Raw genomic sequence first — 18,174 nt, forward strand, 5'->3', positions numbered from 1 at the left:
CAGTACCGCACAGTAACAGCCGCCATATCGGCCTACCCTGTTCCTATTACAGAGGGAGACAGGGAGATATCGCATGCTGACGATCATACTGCTGGTGGCCCTGCTGGGCCTGCTTATATTGTTCGTGGTCGGCCCCGTGCGCCGCGCTCTCATCACGCCGCGCCTGCTGGCCCTGTTCAAGCGCATCTTGCCAAGCATGTCCGACACGGAGCGCGATGCGCTCGAGGCAGGCACCACGTGGTGGGATGCGGAACTGTTTTCCGGCAAGCCCGACTGGGCCAAGCTACTGGCGTATGCGCCGCCGACCTTAAGCGCCGAGGAGCGCCATTTTCTCGATCACGACGTCGAACGCCTGTGCGAACTGGTCAACGACTGGGATACGCAGCAGTTGCTGGACTTGCCGCCGCCAGCCTGGGCCTACATGAAAAGCCAGGGTTTCCTGGGCATGATCATTCCCAAACAATATGGCGGCAAGCAATTTTCCGCTTACATGCATTCGCAAGTGGTGATGAAGCTGTCGACGCGCTGCTCGGCGCTGGCCGTCAGCGTGATGGTGCCCAATTCGCTGGGGCCGGCCGAACTGCTGCTGCATTACGGCACCGAAGCGCAAAAAGACTACTATCTGCCGCGATTGGCGGCCGGCACCGAGATTCCCTGCTTTGCGCTGACCAGCCCGTATGCGGGTTCCGATGCGGCCGCCATTCCTGACTTGGGCGTGGTGTGCATGGGCATGCATGAAGGCAAATCGACCCTGGGTTTGCGCATCACCTGGAACAAGCGCTACATCACGCTGGCGCCTGTTGCGACCCTGCTGGGCCTGGCATTCCAGACCAGCGATCCCGAGCATCTGCTGTCGGATGACGACACGCCCGGCATCACCTGCGCCCTGATCCCCGCCAGCCACGATGGCGTGGTGATCGGACGCCGCCACCATCCGCTGAACGCCGTGTTCCAGAACGGCCCCACTTCCGGCAAGGATGTATTCATCCCCATGGAATGGGTCATCGGCGGCCAGGCGCAAGTCGGCAAAGGCTGGCGCATGCTGATGGAATGCCTGGCCGCCGGACGCGCCATTTCGCTGCCCTCGTCCAGCGTGGGCATGGGCAAGATGGCCGTGCGCGGCACCAGCGCGTATGCGGCCGTGCGGCGCCAGTTCAACATGCCGATTGGCAAGTTCGAGGGCGTGCAGGAAGCGCTGGCGCGCATGGGCGCCAACCTGTACCTGATGGATGCGGCGCGCACCTTGTCGGCGGTGGGCGTGGACCTGGGCGAAAAGCCGGCCGTCATTTCCGCCATCGTCAAATACCACGTCACGGAGCGGGGCCGCGCGCTCGTCAACGACGGCATGGATATTTTGGGCGGCAAGGGCATTTGCAGCGGGCCCAACAATTTCCTCGCCACTGCCTATCAGCAGATTCCCATTGCGATTACGGTCGAGGGCGCCAACATCCTCACGCGCAGCCTGATCATCTTCGGTCAGGGCGCCATCCGCGCCCATCCGTATGTGTTGCGGGAAATGGCGGCCGTCAAGGAAAGCGATGGCCGCAAAGCCTTGCACGATTTCGACTCGGCCTTCTTTGGCCACGTCGGCTTTGTGCTGGGCAACCTGGCACGGGGACTGTGGTACGGACTGGGCGGTGCGCGCCTGGCCGCCGTGCCTCAGGCTGGCGCGCCGGAACTGGCAGCCTACTACCGCGCCCTCACGCGGCTGTCGACGGCCTTTGCCGTCATGACGGATATGTCGATGTTCGTGCTCGGAGGCGAACTCAAGCGGCGCGAACGGCTGTCGGCACGGTTGGGCGACGTGGTCTCGCAACTGTATCTGTGCTCGTCCGTGCTGAAGCGCTACGAGGATGACGGGCGGCCGCCTGCCGACCTGCCGTATGTGCACTGGTCGCTGCAGGATGCGCTGGTGAAGGCACAGCAGGGCTTGGCTGGCGTGCTGGAAAATTTTCCCGCGCGGGGGCTGGCGGTACTGCTGCGCACCGTGCTGTTCCCGTTCGGCTTGCCGCATCGTCCGCCTTCGGACCAGCTCGGCAGCGACGTGACGCACGCCATGCAGACGGCCGGCGCCGACCGCGAACGCCTGCTGGCCGATTGCTACGTGGAAAGCGAAGGCAGCCAGGGCGGCGATCCGCTGGCCAGCGCCGAACGGGCCTTGATGTTGCTGCCGCAAGTGGTGGCCATCGAGAAACGCCTGAAAGACGCCAACGCGGATCTCAAGCACATGCCGCAGAGCTTGAGCGCCATGCAAACATGGTTGTCCGCCGCCAAGGCGGCAGGCGCCATCAGCTGCCCGGAGCACAATACCTTGCTGGAATTTGCGCGCCTGGTCGACGGCTTGATACAGGTCGACGATTTTGCGCCCACGGCGGCGCAGGCAATGCCGGATGCCTATCCGCGCGATGATGCCGGCGTGGTCGAGGCCAGCGGCAAGCCCAGCACGAGCGGCACCAGCGCCACATACACGACGATGACGGAGAGCCAGACGGCGCCGGGCCAGTACGCCCTGACGCCAAAATAAATGCTGGAAAACAGCAGCGGGCACAGCACGGACGCCAGGCTGACGGACGAGGCCAGCACGCCCTGGAACTGGCCTTGCCGGTCCTCGGCCACTTGCCGCGTCGCCAGCGACTGCAAAGCTGGCGCGCCGATGCCGCCCAAGGCGAACACGGGCATGATGGCGAAGATCATCCAGCTGTGCGTGGCAAAAGCCATGACCACCAGGGCCACGCAGGCGCACGCGATTCCGCGCAAGGAAGACATGTTCTTCGACCGCGAGGAAGAGGGCCGCACACTGCTGCGCGCCGCCTTGCGCCAGCGCGACCCCGCCATTTCCCCCGTCGAGACCCTGCGCCTGCTCGCGCATCGCCTGGTGGCCGACGACAGTCCCTACATCTCCTTTTCCGCCGCCGGCCAGGGTTTTATTGCCACCGTTGAAGAAAGCGCCGCCCTCAAGGCCCGCGCCAGGGCCATCCGCGACGAGCTCGTGGAAGTGGTGGCGCAGACGCTGACGGAATCGACGGGACGGGAAAGTGGCGACCCGCTGGCCCACCTGGCGGCCAGCCTGCTGCTGGCGACCTGGAGCGTGGCCCTGATCGAGGCGCACCGGGCGTTCCGCCAGCATGGAGACGCGCAGCGGGCCAGGGCCGGTTTTCTCGCCCTGGTGGACCAGGGGCACACCGGATTGAACGCCGCCCTGACGGGTACGCCTTACGCCTGAGCACTTCGGCTGCGAATGCCAATCCCTTGACCCAGGGCAATGCAATGGCGCGCCAGCCGGCCTAGAATCGCCGGCTTTGCCCATCCTCCATGCGCCACGCTCCCGAACTCCTCCTGCCTGCCGGCTCGCTTGCCAAGATGCATGCCGCCTTCGATTTTGGCGCCGACGCCGTCTACGCGGGCCAGCCGCGCTACAGCTTGCGCGTGCGCAATAATGACTTTTCGACCTTGCAAGCCTTGCAGGAAGGCATAGATGGCGCGCATGCGCGCGGCAAGCAGTTCTTTGTCGCCAGCAACATCTTTGCCCACAACGCCAAGCTGAAAACCTATTTGCGCGACATGGAACCGGTGATCGCCATGCGCCCCGATGCGCTGATCATGGCCGATCCTGGCCTGATCATGATGGTGCGCGACAAGTGGCCGGACGTCCCCGTGCACCTGTCCGTGCAGGCGAACGCCGTCAACTGGGCCGACGTGAAGTTCTGGCACCGCATGGGCCTGACGCGCGTGATCCTGTCGCGCGAACTGTCGCTCGACGAGATCGAGGAAATCCGCCAGCGCTGCCCGGAAATGGAACTGGAAGTGTTTGTTCACGGCGCCCTGTGCATCGCCTATTCGGGCCGCTGCCTGCTGTCCGGCTATTTCAACCACCGCGACCCGAACCAGGGCACGTGCACGAATTCCTGCCGCTGGGACTACAAGGTGAAAAACGCGTCCGAAGACGCCAGCGGCGACCTGGGCGGCATGCAGGTGGTGCCGCTGGAATTTCACCAGGCGCTGGCCGACGCGGACAACAATGCCTTTTCCGCCCTGCACCAGCAGCCGCGCCACCCGCTGGCCGACCAGCCCTATCTGATTGAAGAAGCCCAGCGCCCTGGCCAGCTGATGCCCATCCTCGAAGACGAGCACGGCACCTACATCATGAACTCGAAGGACTTGCGCGCTGTCGAGCACATCGAACGCCTGGTGAAAATCGGCGTCGATTCGCTGAAGGTCGAAGGCCGCACCAAGTCGCTGTACTACGCGGCGCGCACGGCGCAAGTCTACCGCCAGGCCATCGATGACGCCGTGGCGGGCCGTCCCTTCGACATGGATCTCCTGGGCCAGCTGCAAGGCCTGGCCAACCGCGGCTACACGGATGGCTTTTACCAGCGCCACCACACGCAGGCGCACCAGAACTACATGCGCGGCGCCTCCGAGGCGGACCGCAGCCAGTACGTGGGCGACGTGCTCGAAGTGGTGGACGGCTGGGCCAGGGTGGAGGTGAAAAACCGCTTTGCCGTGGGCGACCGCATCGAGGCCGTGCATCCGGGCGGCAACCGCGACATCACCATCGCGCGCATGCTGGCCGACGATGGCAGCGAGATCCAGGTGGCGCCCGGCAGCGGCCACTTCGTGCGCATCGCCCTCGACGGCGCGCTGGACAAGGCCTTGCTCGCGCGTTATTTGTAACCGCCAGTCTGGCGACGGCAGTGGCAAACCTATCCACAAGTGTTTGATTTGACAAGAAAAACCCAGCTGGCACTACCTAAATAATTTGTTTAGGCTTCAACATTGCTATACGATACGGCCACCCTGCGCCCGGGGGCCTGATCGGCACCCGGGCATTCCTGACACGTTCACCGGAATCCCCGATGCCACCTGCCACTACCGCCCTGATCACCAATGACGCCGTCGTCCTCGGCCTGCTTGCCATGACCCTGGGAGGCGTCTTCTGGACCGCTTCCCGCACCGACGGTTTCTGGAAAAAGTTTTACACGTATATCCCTTCGCTGCTGATGTGCTATCTGATCCCGGCGCTGCTCAACACGTTTGGCATCATCGATGGCAACGCCTCCGGCCTGTACGCCGTGGCGCGCGACTATCTGCTGCCCAGCGCGCTGGTGCTGCTGTGCGTGGCCATCGATTTCGGCGGCATCATCCGCCTCGGCCCGAAGGCCATCATCATGTTCCTCACGGGAACTCTTGGCGTCATGCTGGGCGCCCTCGTCTCGTTCGAAGCCATGCGCTTGATCCATCCGGAAACGGTGGCGGGCGACACGTGGCGCGGCATGACGACTGTCGCCGGCTCGTGGATCGGCGGCGGCGCCAACCAGGCGGCCATGAAGGAAGTGTTTGAAGTGGACGCCACCCTGTTTGGCCAGTTCGTCGCCGTCGACGTGCTGGTGGCCAATGTCTGGACAGCCGTGCTGCTGTTCCTGGCCGGCCGCGCGGGCGCATTCGACCGCTGGACCGGCGCGGACTTATCCGCCATCAACGCGCTCAAGGACAGCATCGAAAGCTACCGCGCCCAGCATGCGCGCATCGCCAACCTGACGGACATCATGATCATCCTCGGCGTGGGCCTGGGCGTGACGGGCCTGTCGCACTTCCTGGCCGGCCCCATCATCAGCTGGATCAACACCTTGCCGGCCGAATGGCGCTTGCAGGATTACAGCCTGACGTCGAACTTCTTCTGGATCGTCGTGCTGGCCACCACCTTCGGCCTGCTGCTGAGTTTTACCAGGGCGCGCAGCCTGGAAGGCGCGGGCGCCTCGACCATCGGCTCGGCCATGCTGTACGTGCTGGTGGCCACCATCGGCATGCACATGGACTTGAAAGCCCTGTTCGACAAGCCTTTCCTGTTCCTGCTGGGCCTGATCTGGATCGCCGTGCATGGCGGCCTGATGCTGCTCGTCGCCAAGCTGATCCGCGCGCCCCTGTTCTTCATGGCCGTGGGCTCGCAGGCGAACATCGGCGGCGCCGCCTCGGCTCCCGTCATCGCCAGCGCCTTCCACCCTTCGCTGGCCCCCGTCGGTGTCCTGCTGGCCGTGCTCGGCTACGCGCTGGGCACCTACGGCGCCTACATCACGGGCCTGATCCTGCGCGGCATGGCGGGGTGATCGACTGACTGGCGTTCGCCAGCATGTTGCATGACGCACCACAACGCCAGCCTTCGCGCTGGCGTTGTCGTTTCTGCACGGGACATGTCGTCGAGCGCAGCGCACGGCAGCGCGCCACGCCCAATCGCGGCAGTGACCGGCGGTATCCCAGCATGGCGACGCCGGCGCGCCGTGGCGTACGCCAGCCTTGCCGCCCTGCTGAAACGGCAGCGTCACTTGGTTAGTTTTCCGGCCAGACCAGTTGCCTGTCGGGCGACGGCAGAGCCTCGCAAAAAATCCCCGCCATGTAGCAGAAACCCCTCAAAACCAAATTTCCGCACCATTTTCGTGCAAAATCTGCGATGATAGTTGCCCAAATAACCGATTACCTCCATGGAATTCTGATGAAATACGCATCTGCTCACGAGTATGTCCAGCATGTCGCCGCACGCAATCCAGGTCAGCCCGAGTTTCTGCAAGCCGTCACCGAAGTCATGGAGAGCTTGTGGCCGTTCCTGGAGCAGCACCCGAAATACGCGGAACAAGGCTTGCTGGAACGCTTGATCGAGCCGGAGCGCGTGGTCATGTTCCGCGTCTCATGGGTCGATGACCATGGGCAGGTGCAAGTCAACCGCGGCTACCGCATCCAGCACAGCATGGCCATCGGGCCGTACAAGGGCGGCATCCGCTTCCACCCCTCCGTCACCCTGTCCGTGCTGAAATTCCTCGCCTTCGAGCAAACGTTCAAGAATGCCCTGACGACCTTGCCGATGGGCGGCGGCAAGGGCGGCTCCGACTTTGATCCGAAGGGCAAGAGCCCGGGCGAAGTCATGCGTTTCTGCCAGGCGTTTGTCAGCGAACTGTTCCGCCATGTGGGCTCGGATACGGACGTGCCGGCCGGCGACATCGGCGTGGGCGGGCGTGAAGTGGGCTATATGGCCGGCATGATGAAAAAGCTCAGCAACCGCGCCGATTGCGTGTTTACGGGCAAGGGCGCCAGCTTCGGCGGCTCGCTGATGCGTCCGGAAGCGACGGGCTACGGCACCGTGTATTTTGCGCAGGAAATGCTGAAAACGCGCGGCCGCTCGTTTGAAGGCATGCGCGTGTCCGTCTCCGGCTCGGGCAACGTGGCGCAGTATGCAGTGGAAAAGGCCATGGCCATGGGCGCGAAAGTCATCACTGTTTCGGATTCCAGCGGCACCATCATCGACGAGGCAGGTTTTACGCCGGAAAAACTGGCCATCCTGATGGAAATCAAGAACCACCTGTATGGCCGGGTCAGCGACTACGCCGAACGCACGGGCGTGCGCTTCGAGGCGGGCGTGTCGCCATGGCATGTGCCGGTCGACATCGCCCTGCCCTGCGCCACGCAAAATGAATTGAATATCGACGATGCGCGCACCTTGATCGCCAATGGCGTGCAGTGCGTGGCCGAAGGCGCCAACATGCCGACCACCATCGAAGCGGCCAAGGCGTTCGAAGCGGCCGGCGTGCTGTATGCGCCAGGCAAGGCCAGCAATGCGGGCGGCGTGGCCACCTCGGGCCTGGAAATGAGCCAGAACGCGGCGCGCATGTCGTGGCCGCGCGAAGAAGTCGACGCGCGCCTGCTGCAGATCATGCAAGGCATCCACGCGGCGTGCAAACAGTACGGCACGCGCGCGGACGGTTCCGTCAGCTATGTGGATGGGGCGAATATCGCCGGTTTCGTCAAGGTGGCCGATGCGATGCTGGCGCAGGGCGTGATCTGAGCGCAGCTTGGATGTGGCGTAGGTCGGATTAGGCGCATGGCGCCGTAATCCGACACCACCACCAGCCTTGCCAACAATGGCGTCGGATTACGCGCTTGCGCGCTAATCCGACCTACGCCGACCTACGACATTTCAGGCTTCATCAGGCTCTTGCGGCTGATGGTGCGGCCCGAGACCATGAACTCGCCATTGCCCCGGTAATGCAGGGTTTCCGGCAGCTTCGGCGAGGTGGCCACGTGGGCTTTCACGCATTCGAAGATGAAGAAGCCGCCCTTCGGGTTGCCCGCCACCTGCGCCAGCTTGCATTCGAAGTTGGCGTAGCACTCGGCGATCAGGGGCGCGCCCACCTGTTCGGCCGGCTGCGCCGTCAAGCCGAAGGCGGCGAATTTGTCCGTGTCTTCGCCGCTGCAATTGCCGATTGCCACCACCTGGTCGACCATGTCGGCCGTCGGCAGGTTGATCACGCATTCCATGCTGCGCTTGATCATTTCATAGCTGTGGTTAGCGTCGGAAATGAAGCAGCCCAGCAACGATGGCGTAAATTCCATCAGCATGTGCCAGGCCATGGTCATGACGTCGCTCTCGCCCTTCCAGCTTGAACTGACCAGCACCACCGGTCCCGGTTCGAGAAAGCGGCGGATATCGGCGACGGGATAATCTTCTTTGTGGTAATTTTTCATCTGGTCTCCTGGACGCGGTACGCGCTAGCATAGCCGAATGGCGGCGTGGCGGTCGCGCGGGTGGCGCTGGCCGTGTGTCCTTTCCACGTCCCGATTCGTGCAGCTCGTCGCAATTTTCACCCCACGGGAGATGTTGCACCATAGAATACACTTATCAACTACTCAAGGAAACCGCCATGCGCCACCTGTTCCTGTTGTCCGCCCTGTCCGCCGCCTCGCTTGCTTGCCTCGCCCCCCTTGCGCATGCCGACGAGCAGGCGCGCACGGTCGGCGCCTTCAATGCCATCGATATCCGCGGCCCCATCAGCCTCGAAGTGGAATCGGGCAAGGAGCAGAGCCTGCTGCTGCGCGGCGACCAGAAGTTCCTCGGCAACGTCGTCACGGAAGTGGTCGACGGCGAGCTGAAGATCTCGCTGAAGGACAAGAGCATCAAGAAGACTGAAGGCGATGCGCGCATCGTCATCACCATGCCCACCCTGCGCAAGCTGATCGCCGAAGGTGCGGGAGAAAAAATCCTGAGCAAGCTCAACGGCCCCAGGGTCGACATCAGCTACAAGGGCGCGGGCCGCCTGGCCGCCGATGGCAATGTCGACTGGCTGCGCCTGAAGGCGCAAGGCGTGGGCGACGTCGACACGAAAGCCTTGCTGGCGAAAAACGTCGACGTCAATTTCGACGGCATTGGCAACGTCAAGGTGTATTCCTCGGGCGAGCTGAACGCCGTGGTGCGCGGCATGGGCGAACTGACCTATTACGGCAAGCCGAAAATCGTGCACAAGTCGATCGCCGGCATCGGCAGCGTCAACGCCGCCAAGTAAGCTTTTCCCGCAAGATCCATAAAAAAAGGCCCTCAGGCCACTGGAGACCGCATGACCGCCACACCCGATACCCAGGATACCGCCGCGCCGCTGGTGCTGCGCGAGGAGCACGATGGCCTCGTCACCCTGCGCCTGAACCGTCCCCTGCAATTCAATGCCCTGTCGGAAGCCATGCTGGCAGCCCTGCAGGCGCAATTCGACGCCATCGCCGAAGAGCCGCATGTGCGCTGCGTGGTGCTGGCGGCCGAAGGCAAGGCTTTTTGCGCCGGCCACGACCTGCGCCAGATGCAGGCCACGCGCCAGCTTGCGTATTATCAAACCCTGTTCGCGCAATGCTCGCGCGTGATGCAAGCCATCCAGGCGCTGCCCGTGCCCGTGATCGCCCGCGTGCATGGCATCGCCACGGCGGCCGGCTGCCAGCTGGTGGCCAGCTGCGACCTGGCCGTGGCGGGCGCATCCGCCCGCTTTGCCGTCTCCGGCATCAACGTGGGCCTGTTCTGCGCCACGCCATCGGTGGCCCTGTCGCGCAATGTGTCCACCAAGCGGGCTTTCGACATGCTGGTCACGGGCCGCTTCATCGACGCCGACACGGCCGCCGACTGGGGTCTGGTCAACGAAACGGTGGCCGACGCCAGGCTCGACGACGCCGTGGCGCGCCTGGCGCAGCACATCATGGCAAAGAGCCCGACAGCCATTCGCTATGGCAAGCAGATGTTTTACCGGCAGCGCCAGCTGCCGCTGGCCGACGCCTACGCGTATGCGGGCGACGTGATGGCGCGCAACATGATGGAAGAGGATGCGGAGGAAGGCGTGACCGCCTTTTTGGAGAAACGGCCGCCCAGCTGGGCGCGGCCTTGAGTATCTGACTGAACCTGCTGCGCGTCGGCACAGGCAGCCTGCGATGCTCACCGTACTTCAGTACGGTTGCGCGTCTCGGCTGCCTGTCCCTTCCGCTCGCTAAGGTTCGGTCAGGTACTCTTGGACTTCCTAGTCTTAACGACTGTCCTTCATCTGCTGCTGCACCGAAAGACTCAGCTTGCCCAGGTCTTCCTTGCCCAGCAGCGGCAATTGCGACAGCAGCTGCATCAGGGTGGAACTGCCCGACACGTCCAGCTCGGATGACTGCACCAGCACCGTGCCGGCGCCCGTGAAGTCGATCTGCTTTTCCTCGCCCGACAGGGTAAAGCCCGTCAGTGCGCCGGCCGCCGAGGCCCAGCCCTGCACGTGGGCGTAATCGTAGTGGTACGAGGGGCTGGGGCAATCGGCCCAGCCCAGCACGGCCTGCTCGTCAACCCGGCATGGCAGTTCCAGGAAATGCACGGGGCCGTTCGACGAGGCGATGACCTTGCCCGTGCCGATCATGGTCAGATAGCCGGGCAAGGTCGATTCCTGGCAGATCACATCCTTGGTAAAACCCAGCAGGTTTTTCGCGCGGATGGTCATGTTGGCGTTGTCCAGGTCGTAGCATGCCAGGTCGTTGCCGTTGTCGCCCAAAATCAATTGTCCCTGCCCTTGCGCGACGACAAAGTGGTGCACGTACTTGGGCGCGTTGAAGGCATTGCGCACGATCAGGTCGAGCACGCTGCTGCCCATGGCTTCGAAGCGCAGCTCGCCATAAAAGGCGATCATCTTGCCCTTGCGAATGAAGATCTGTTCCTTGACGTCGATGACATACGAAAAACGGTTCAGGTTATCGTTCTTCGGCAAGGTATCGGGGTTGTAAATCGTCATGGCTTACCTTTCGCTCGCTTGGATGTAGACCGTGCCCTGGCCCATGAACTTCACCTGGTAGGACTCGCCCGAGGCCTGGCCGACAAAAGTCTTCCAGTTCAAGTCCGTGACGATGCTTGAGCTCAGCTGGCCCGTATGGCCGATATACGCTTGCGGGTCGACAAACACGGGCACGTCCGGCGTGACAGGCAAGCCGATGGCGTTGCCGTCGGACAGGATCGCCACTTCGCCCGTGCCTTGCAAGGTGGTGGTAAACAAGCCCTGGCCCGAGGCCATGCCGCGCACCACGCCCTGCACGCCGCCCTGGTTGCCGAGGAACATGGTGCCGGCCGCCAGACGCGCGTCGAAGGCCAGCAGGGAATCGCTTTCCACGTAAAACGTGTCGCCGCGCACGGGCACGATGGTGACGAACAGGCCCGCGTGCGCATAAAACACGCTGCCCGTGCCGCGCGCCGACATCAGGGAATAGCCTTCATTCGTGACGGCGCGCATGGCCAGGCTTTGCACGCCCTGGCCAGCCAGGAACGAGCGGCTGAAGGCCACGTCGCCCTGGTACGAGACCATGGAACCCTTGCGCGCGAACACTTCTTCATTGCCGAGTTTTACCTCAAGCATCTTTTCATTGATTTGCTGATAAACGGGCATCGCGCGCTCCTAGCGTTCGGCGGGCTGGATGAACACCACGCCCTGGCCTGTGAATTTGTGCTGGTACGATTCGCCTGAGCTTTCGCCGATCATCGTGCGCCAGTTGACGTCGAAGACGAATTCCTGGCGGATGTCGCCCTTGAAGCCGACGAAGGCGTCCGGATCGACGCGCAGCGGATGCGCCGGCGTCACTTCCAGCATGATCAGGTTGCCGCGCGAAATGACGGCGATATTGCCCTGGCCTTCGACGGTGGTGGAAAACAGGCCCTGGCCCGAGCTGGCGCCGCGCAAGCCGGCAAAGCTGGTGCCCGTCTTCAGGCTGGTATCGTAGGCCAGCAGGCTGCTGCTTTCGATGGTCAGCTTTTCACCGGTCAAGGGAATGACGGTGATCTCGGCCGCGTTGTGCGCGAAAAAGACGGTGCCGCTGCCGGACGCCTGCATCAGCTGCATGCCTTCGTTGGTCACCTTGCGCTTGAGCGCGCCAAAGATGCCCTCGCCACCGAGCAGGGATTTTTCAAATTTGATGCTGCCCGTATAGGCGACCATGGCGCCGGCAATCGCCAGCACTTTTTCATCCTGCAGGCGCACTTCCAGCAGGCGGTCGGTATTGGTGCGGAAACTGGTCACGCGCGACTCCCCAAGTATGCCAGGGTACAAATCCATGGCTGAACGACAAGATACCGTTGCCTTTGCCGCCGCGCAAGTGCTATTCCTGGCGAACACGCCTGCGCAGGCAAAAAAAAAAGCGTGCCCGAAGGCACGCCCCTGTTGCGGCTGGCGGGAAGATTAACGCGCCAGCACCGGCTTGTCGCCGCGCGCGTCCTGTGCCAGCGGCACGGGATCATCGGTATTGACCTCGACCACGGTCACGCCCTGGATCACGCCAGCGATCTGGTAGCCAACGGCGCCCAGGTGGCGCTTGCCCTCGGCCAGGTTGGACCAGCCCAGCGAGACGGAAGCCGTGCCGCCCATGAAGGCGGTGCCAGGCATCAGCGCCTTGAAGCCGCCATTCGACAGGCCCGGGGCCAGCACCCACGACGACAGGGTGTAGTTGGCCTGGCCGTTTTGCGGCGCATAGCCGATCACGCACACCTTGTAGGTACCGGCGGCGGGCAGGCGCAGTTCCACTTGCTCATTGGAACTTTGATTGCCGCTGCTGCCGACCAGCACATTGGCGGCGTTGTAGACCTCCATGTCCATGTCGGTCTGCGCGCCGCCCGTCGTTTCCGCGTCATACGTGGCAAAGCGCGCCGCCAGGGTGCCTGCCGGCACCACCACGTTGTGCACGTTCACGCCCGGGGCGCCACCAGCCTTGCAGCTGGCCGACGCCGTGCTGTTGTTGGCCTGGCCGATCGTGCGCGAGTCGCGCACGGCTTCGATCAGCCCCGACTTGACGCCGACCAGAGGTCCCGCAAAGCCCGTGCCCAGGGTCACGACCTTGCTGCCCGTGGCCGCTTCGCTCTTTACCAGCGGCGTCGAGACGAGGATGCTGCCGCGCGCCGTCAGCGGGCTGCGCACCGTATGCGTGCCGTCCGTCCAGCTCAAGGCGCCATACACCCAGGTATCGAGCGGCGCCGTGGTGCGCGTCAGCTTGACCTGGAACTGCGCCTTGGCGCCCGGCGCCAGGTTCAGGCTGGCCGGCGTCACCGCCACCGTGTAGCCTGGCAGGCTGGCCGAAGCCGTGTAGACGGCGCTGCCGCTGCCCACATTCGTCACCGTGCGCGTCAGGGTCTGCGTGCCCAGCACATTGGCCGCCGTCAGCGACGGCAGGTTCAGGTTATAGGCGGCGATGCTGCCGGTGACGGCGCAATTGGACGAATACTGCGTGCGGATGTTCAGGCCGCACAGGAAGCGCGAATAATCGAGCTCGGACAGGTCGTACACAAGGCCGGGATCGGCCGCGCTGTTGGGCGCGATATGGCCCGCCCCCTGGCCCCAGGGCAGCTGGCCCGAGTTCTTCGCCGTCGCATCCCACGAGACGGAGCCGTTCAAGCCGTCCGGATAGGTGTTGAACGCCGTCGTCATCAGGGCCGACTTGATGGCAGCCGGCGACCAGTCAGGATGCTGCTGGTGCAGCAGTGCCGCCACGCCCGCCACGTGCGGGCTGGCCATCGAGGTGCCGGAATAGAACGCCCACTCCGCCGCCGGCGCCAAGCCGCCCGCCGCCACGGCATCGCGCTCGGCCTGCGTCAGGTCGGCCGTGACGCCGGCCAGCACGTTGGTGCCGGGTGCCGACAGGTCGGGTTTCAGGATGTTCGCATTGGCCACGTTCGGCCCGCGCGAGGAACGGTCGCTGACGATCGGCGCCTGCACCGTCGTGTCGGCGATGGTATGGATGTCGCCCAGCGCCGCCGTGCCGTCCGGGTTGGCCGCCATGAAGGCTTTCAGGGCGTCGCCCTGGGCCTGCGCCAGGTGCACGGTCGACAGCACGTGTGCCTGGTTGATGATGGTGTTGGCGCCGCCGGCCACGTTGGCGATGATCACGCCCGCCGCGCCCGCCGTTTTGGCATTGGCGCTCTTGTTGACCAGCACGTTGCCGCCGCGGTCGCACACCAGCACCTTGCCCGCCACTTTCGCCGGATCGAGGTAAGCCTGGGTGACATCGGCCGCGCCGTAGCAGCGCAGCAGGTTGACGTCCGTCGGCGACACGCCGGCCAGGCCCGCATCGCGCGAGCGGATCAGCGGCAGCGCCGGCGTGTTCGCATTGCTCGACGCGCCTTCCAGCTTGCTGCCGTTGCTGAGGATGACATTGCCCGCGTACAGGCGGTTATGGGTGGAATTGGCCACCGTCGCCAGCCATGGGCTGATGTGCGAGACGGGGGCCGGCACATCGGGCGCCGGCGTGGACGGGCCGGAGTTGCCGCCGGAGGTGGCGACGAAGACGCCCGCATTGGCGGCGCCCAGGAACGCCTGTTCCGTCGCTTCGTCGAAGGCGCCACCGCCCGCATTCGGGCCGATGGAGAAGTTGATGACGTTCACGCCGTCTTTGACGGCCTGGTCGATGGCAGCCACGCTGTCGGCCGTGGCGCAGCCATTGCGGCCCGTCGAGGCGGCCGTCCAGCAGACTTTATAGGCGGCGATGCGCGCGCGCGGCGCCATGCCCGACGCCTTGCCCAGCGAGACGCCGTTCGAGGTGGCCTGCGCGCCATTGTTGCCGCCGGCCGTCGATGCCGTATGCGTGCCGTGGCCGCCGTGGCCCGTCAGGCCCGCGACGGAGTCGCGCGGCGAACGGAATTCCGTCCAGTGCAGGGCCGCGCTGGAGGCGCGGTAATAGCGCGCGCCGATCAGCTTGTTGTTGCAGTTGTCGGCGCTGAAACCTTCGCCGGTCTGGCACGAACCCTGCCAGCTGGCCGGCGGCGCGCCGTACACGACGTTGTTGCCGCTGTGGCTAGGCACGCCGTTCTCGTCGAGGCGGTCGGCAAAGGCCGTGTTTTCCGGCCAGATGCCGCTGTCGACGATACCGATGATGACGTCTTCACCGGCATGCGTCTTGCCGCCCAGTTGCTCCCAGATGCCGCCCGGCTTGTCCAGGCCCAGGAAGCTGGGGGTGTAGCTGGTGTCGAGTTGCAGTATGGAATCGGCGCTGATGCTGAGCACGCCGCTGTTTTTCTTCAGGGCCCGCACCTCTTCGTCCGTCAGCAAGGCGGAAAAGCCGTTGAAGACGACGTTGTACTGGTGCGTGATTTCGGCCGCGCTGACGGTGCCGGCCACGGCGGCCTGCCTGGTATCGAGGTAGCTGAGGTAGGCCTGCACATCGGCGGCGCCCACATCGATGCGCGCGCCAGGCGCCGGTTTGGTGGCGGGCAAGCCAGCGACCTGGCCCGTGTAGCTGGCGGCCGGCTTGTCGGCCAGTTGCACGATGTAGGAGCGGCGTTCCTGCGCCTGCGCCGATTGGGCCAGGCTGGCGGCCAGCAGGAGGATGGCAAGGGAGACGGGACGAAGTTTCATCTTACGCTCCTTGCACGTTGGCGTTGGCGACGGCCTTGCCGCTGGCGCGGCGGCGCGACAGCATGCCGATGGCACCCAGGCCGGCCAGCATCAGCATGTAGGTCGATGGCTCCGGCACGGCGCTGACATTGATGTTGTCGAGCGCGAACTGGCCCTGGTTAAAGGCGGGGAAATCGAGGGAATTGCTGCACGCGCCCGTGTCGTTGAAGATACACGCGTTGAAGGTCAGGCCCGTGAAGACATAGCTGCTGAAGCCGCCCAGCAGGGAGGCGTTCTGGAAATAGTAATTGCCATCGCTGCCCTGGCCAGGGAAATCCAGCGCGGTGCTGACCACCTGGCCGTTGAGCAAGGTGCCGCTCAGCTGCAGCTTGCCCCAATTCTGGTCCGGCAGGCCGGACACGGGCGAGATGAAGGAATAATCGAAGCCGGCCAGGGTGAACGCCTGGTGGTCGGCGCGCGAGAAATTCACGCCGCCATCGTTGAGGATGGCCAGGTAGTTGCCGGTGCCGCCCTGCGGGCAGGCGGCGATATCGCACGAGGCACCCGCGCGGCCATCGAGGATGGCGCCCACGCCGCTGACGCCGCCGCCGGCGGCGGTGGTCGGATCGGCCAGGAACTGCAGGTTATAGCTCGCGGTGTTGAGCGTCTGGCCGCTCTCGTACACGTCCGGCAGCAGATTGTCGAAGCTGATGACGTCCGCCATGGCAGGCGCCGAGGACAGCAGGGCGAGCGTGGCGATGGCGGAGAACAGCGTTTTGTGGCCGCTGGTAGCGGGGACATGGACGGCGGCGGGGGATACCCGCGCGGCTTGCGATAGTTGATTCATTCTATTCCCTTGATTGTTGTGGATAGAGAGGTCGGCAGGTCGAACGCCCGCTTGCGGCTTTTTCACAAAAGTGTCAATGAATATAGCAAATTGCACAAAATAAATAACATATTTTTAATATCATTTATTTATTTTTCGTCTAACTTCCCGAAACTTTGTTTTGTTTCAGCTATGGCATCTGATAAATCTCAACGTTACATTCGCACAACAATTTCCCTACTCGCCATAGGTGCGCAGCAGCGCGTGCGCGCGACTTCGGCTATGCTTGAAAACCGTGGCCGGCGCCAGCGTCACATCGCGGTACACCTGTTCCATCCTGGAACACCTGCCTGTCCCTTCCCCTGCTGGCGCGTGCGCGCCCCGCCCGCCTGACGATGGCATGAAGCTTGCACTATGACCATATCGACTGTGCTCAGGGGGCGGCATCATGGAACACCATCAACTTGGCGGCGCGGCCCGCGGCGGCGTGCGGCCGGGTCCGCGCATCATCGTATGCAGCACCTTGGCACTGGCATTTTTCCTGCTGGCGGCCCGCTTCGACCTGTCCGAACGCCTGGGCCGCGCGCTGCTGCGCCAGGAACACTGGCAACTCGATGAGCTGGCCCTGAGCCTGCTGCTGCTGGTCCTCGCGCTGGCGGGCTTTGCCGTGTGGCGCGGGCGCCAGGTGGCCGCCCTGCTGGCGCAAAACCGCGCGCTGACCCAGCGCTTGCTGCGCGCGCAGGAGGCGGAACGCTGTGCGCTGGCGCGCGAATTGCACGATGAAGTGGGCCAGAACTGCACCGCCATCCGCGCCGCCGCCAGCTACATCCTGCGCGCGCGCGACGGCGACCAGGCCAATGTGCAGGCCTGCGCGGCCAGCATCGCCCGTGCATCGGAAGCGCTGCACGCGATGGTGCGCAGCATGCTGCACCGGCTGCGCCCGCCCGTGCTCGACAGCCTGGGACTGGCGCCGGCCCTGCAGGCACTGTGCGACAGCTGGGCGCAGCAGCACGGCATCGCTTGCCGTTTCGCGCCGCACTGCATACCCGCCATGCTCGACGACAGCACGGCCATCGCCATCTACCGCCTGGTGCAGGAAGGCTTGACGAATGTGGCGCGCCACGCGCAGGCCGACCGCGCCACGGTGGAGCTGCGCGCCGATGCCGGCGGCACCTTGCACCTGGCCATCGAAGACAATGGCCGCGGCTTGCGCCAGGACACGCCGGAACACGGCGGCTTCGGCATGCTGGGCATGCGCGAGCGCGTGGCCGGCTTGCGCGGGCATATCCACTGGATCAATGCGCTGGGCCGCGGCCTGCGCATCGAAGTGGCGATGCCGCTGGCGGCGGGCGCGGCATGAACCGGCACGCAGCCATGCTGCCCATCCGCGTGATGCTGGTGGACGACCACCCCGTGGTGCGCGCCGGCTACCGCCGCCTGCTGGAACAGGGTGGCGATATCGCTGTCGTGGCCGAGGCCGGCACGGGCGAAGCGGCGTATGCGCTGCACCTGCAGCAGGCGCCCGACGTCTGCGTGACGGACTTGTCCATGCCCGGCATCGGCGGCCTGGAGTTGCTGCGCAAGCTGCTCGCCCGCGACGCCGGCGCCCGCGTGCTGGTGTTCAGCATGCACGACACGCCGCAGCTGATCGCGCGCGCCCTTGACGGCGGCGCCTGCGGCTTCGTCAGCAAGCAGGCCGATCCGGAACACCTGGTCGAC

At 64.5% G+C, this 18,174-nt stretch carries 15 protein-coding genes; 9 read left to right on the plus strand and 6 right to left on the minus strand.

Features of this window, described 5'->3' with window-relative positions; translation table 11 throughout:
* The first annotated feature begins 73 nt into the window (after positions 1-73).
* From JaAD80_RS06850 to gdhA, 5 genes are all read left to right on the plus strand, one after another.
* Positions 74-2,524, plus strand: a complete 2,451-nt coding sequence (locus JaAD80_RS06850; protein WP_146012281.1) for an acyl-CoA dehydrogenase — start codon at positions 74-76, stop codon at positions 2,522-2,524.
* Between the two features lie 192 nt (positions 2,525-2,716).
* Positions 2,717-3,223, plus strand: a complete 507-nt coding sequence (locus JaAD80_RS06860) for a TetR family transcriptional regulator (RefSeq protein WP_146012282.1) — start codon at positions 2,717-2,719, stop codon at positions 3,221-3,223.
* Between the two features lie 89 nt (positions 3,224-3,312).
* Positions 3,313-4,674, plus strand: coding sequence for a tRNA 5-hydroxyuridine modification protein YegQ (gene yegQ / locus JaAD80_RS06865; RefSeq protein WP_102293484.1), 1,362 nt, complete (start codon positions 3,313-3,315; stop codon positions 4,672-4,674).
* Positions 4,675-4,856: 182 nt separating this feature from the next.
* The gene (locus JaAD80_RS06870; protein ID WP_102293485.1) at positions 4,857-6,104 is read left to right on the plus strand and encodes a DUF819 domain-containing protein; all 1,248 of its coding nucleotides are present in this window, start codon (positions 4,857-4,859) and stop codon (positions 6,102-6,104) included.
* A 383-nt stretch (positions 6,105-6,487) separates the two neighbouring features.
* Positions 6,488-7,831 (plus strand): NADP-specific glutamate dehydrogenase, encoded by a 1,344-nt coding sequence (gene gdhA, locus JaAD80_RS06875; RefSeq protein WP_102293486.1) that lies wholly within the window; start codon positions 6,488-6,490, stop codon positions 7,829-7,831.
* A 122-nt stretch (positions 7,832-7,953) separates the two neighbouring features.
* On the opposite strand, the gene JaAD80_RS06880 is transcribed toward gdhA, so the two are convergent.
* Positions 7,954-8,511 carry a flavin reductase family protein gene (locus JaAD80_RS06880; RefSeq protein ID WP_102293487.1) on the minus strand — a complete coding sequence of 186 codons (558 nt, stop codon included), beginning with the start codon at positions 8,509-8,511 and terminating at the stop codon, positions 7,954-7,956.
* A gap of 176 nt (positions 8,512-8,687) precedes the next feature.
* Here JaAD80_RS06880 and JaAD80_RS06885 point away from each other — a divergent pair, with 176 nt between their 5' ends.
* Both JaAD80_RS06885 and JaAD80_RS06890 read left to right on the plus strand, forming a co-directional pair.
* Complete coding sequence (locus JaAD80_RS06885; RefSeq protein WP_102293488.1) at positions 8,688-9,326, plus strand: head GIN domain-containing protein; 639 nt, start codon at positions 8,688-8,690, stop codon at positions 9,324-9,326.
* A 51-nt stretch (positions 9,327-9,377) separates the two neighbouring features.
* Complete coding sequence (locus tag JaAD80_RS06890) at positions 9,378-10,184, plus strand: enoyl-CoA hydratase (protein WP_102293489.1); 807 nt, start codon at positions 9,378-9,380, stop codon at positions 10,182-10,184.
* Positions 10,185-10,319: 135 nt separating this feature from the next.
* Here JaAD80_RS06890 and JaAD80_RS06895 read toward each other — a convergent pair whose 3' ends face one another.
* From JaAD80_RS06895 to JaAD80_RS06915, 5 genes are all read right to left on the minus strand, one after another.
* Entirely contained in the window at positions 10,320-11,057 is a 738-nt protein-coding gene (locus tag JaAD80_RS06895; RefSeq protein ID WP_102293490.1) for an AIM24 family protein, read from the minus strand.
* A 3-nt stretch (positions 11,058-11,060) separates the two neighbouring features.
* Positions 11,061-11,702 (minus strand): AIM24 family protein, encoded by a 642-nt coding sequence (locus tag JaAD80_RS06900; RefSeq protein WP_102293491.1) that lies wholly within the window; start codon positions 11,700-11,702, stop codon positions 11,061-11,063.
* A 9-nt stretch (positions 11,703-11,711) separates the two neighbouring features.
* Positions 11,712-12,329, minus strand: coding sequence for an AIM24 family protein (locus tag JaAD80_RS06905; protein WP_219726790.1), 618 nt, complete (start codon positions 12,327-12,329; stop codon positions 11,712-11,714).
* Positions 12,330-12,488: 159 nt separating this feature from the next.
* Complete coding sequence (locus JaAD80_RS06910; RefSeq protein WP_102293493.1) at positions 12,489-15,650, minus strand: S8 family peptidase; 3,162 nt, start codon at positions 15,648-15,650, stop codon at positions 12,489-12,491.
* A gap of 1 nt (position 15,651) precedes the next feature.
* On the minus strand, positions 15,652-16,476 hold the full coding sequence (locus JaAD80_RS06915) for an NF038120 family PEP-CTERM protein (protein WP_102293494.1): 825 nt from the start codon (positions 16,474-16,476) through the stop codon (positions 15,652-15,654).
* A gap of 427 nt (positions 16,477-16,903) precedes the next feature.
* Here JaAD80_RS06915 and JaAD80_RS06920 point away from each other — a divergent pair, with 427 nt between their 5' ends.
* Positions 16,904-17,815, plus strand: a complete 912-nt coding sequence (locus JaAD80_RS06920; RefSeq protein ID WP_102293495.1) for a histidine kinase — start codon at positions 16,904-16,906, stop codon at positions 17,813-17,815.
* A partial coding sequence (locus JaAD80_RS06925) for a response regulator transcription factor (protein WP_146012283.1) occupies positions 17,812-18,174 on the plus strand: 363 nt, incomplete at its 3' end. The genes JaAD80_RS06920 and JaAD80_RS06925, both read left to right, overlap by 4 nt.

The sequence above is a fragment of the Janthinobacterium sp. AD80 genome, from assembly GCF_002878455.1.
Taxonomy (GTDB): Bacteria; Pseudomonadota; Gammaproteobacteria; order Burkholderiales; family Burkholderiaceae_D; genus Janthinobacterium.

Coding starts and splice junctions, on each gene's coding strand:
- JaAD80_RS06850 (WP_146012281.1), top strand. CDS start 74: ATGCTGACGATCATACTGCTGGTGGCCCTGCTGGGCCTGCTTATATTG.
- JaAD80_RS06860 (WP_146012282.1), top strand. CDS start 2,717: ATGACCACCAGGGCCACGCAGGCGCACGCGATTCCGCGCAAGGAAGAC.
- yegQ (WP_102293484.1), top strand. CDS start 3,313: ATGCGCCACGCTCCCGAACTCCTCCTGCCTGCCGGCTCGCTTGCCAAG.
- JaAD80_RS06870 (WP_102293485.1), top strand. CDS start 4,857: ATGCCACCTGCCACTACCGCCCTGATCACCAATGACGCCGTCGTCCTC.
- gdhA (WP_102293486.1), top strand. CDS start 6,488: ATGAAATACGCATCTGCTCACGAGTATGTCCAGCATGTCGCCGCACGC.
- JaAD80_RS06880 (WP_102293487.1), bottom strand. CDS start 8,511: ATGAAAAATTACCACAAAGAAGATTATCCCGTCGCCGATATCCGCCGC.
- JaAD80_RS06885 (WP_102293488.1), top strand. CDS start 8,688: ATGCGCCACCTGTTCCTGTTGTCCGCCCTGTCCGCCGCCTCGCTTGCT.
- JaAD80_RS06890 (WP_102293489.1), top strand. CDS start 9,378: ATGACCGCCACACCCGATACCCAGGATACCGCCGCGCCGCTGGTGCTG.
- JaAD80_RS06895 (WP_102293490.1), bottom strand. CDS start 11,057: ATGACGATTTACAACCCCGATACCTTGCCGAAGAACGATAACCTGAAC.
- JaAD80_RS06900 (WP_102293491.1), bottom strand. CDS start 11,702: ATGCCCGTTTATCAGCAAATCAATGAAAAGATGCTTGAGGTAAAACTC.
- JaAD80_RS06910 (WP_102293493.1), bottom strand. CDS start 15,650: ATGAAACTTCGTCCCGTCTCCCTTGCCATCCTCCTGCTGGCCGCCAGC.
- JaAD80_RS06915 (WP_102293494.1), bottom strand. CDS start 16,476: ATGAATCAACTATCGCAAGCCGCGCGGGTATCCCCCGCCGCCGTCCAT.
- JaAD80_RS06920 (WP_102293495.1), top strand. CDS start 16,904: ATGGAACACCATCAACTTGGCGGCGCGGCCCGCGGCGGCGTGCGGCCG.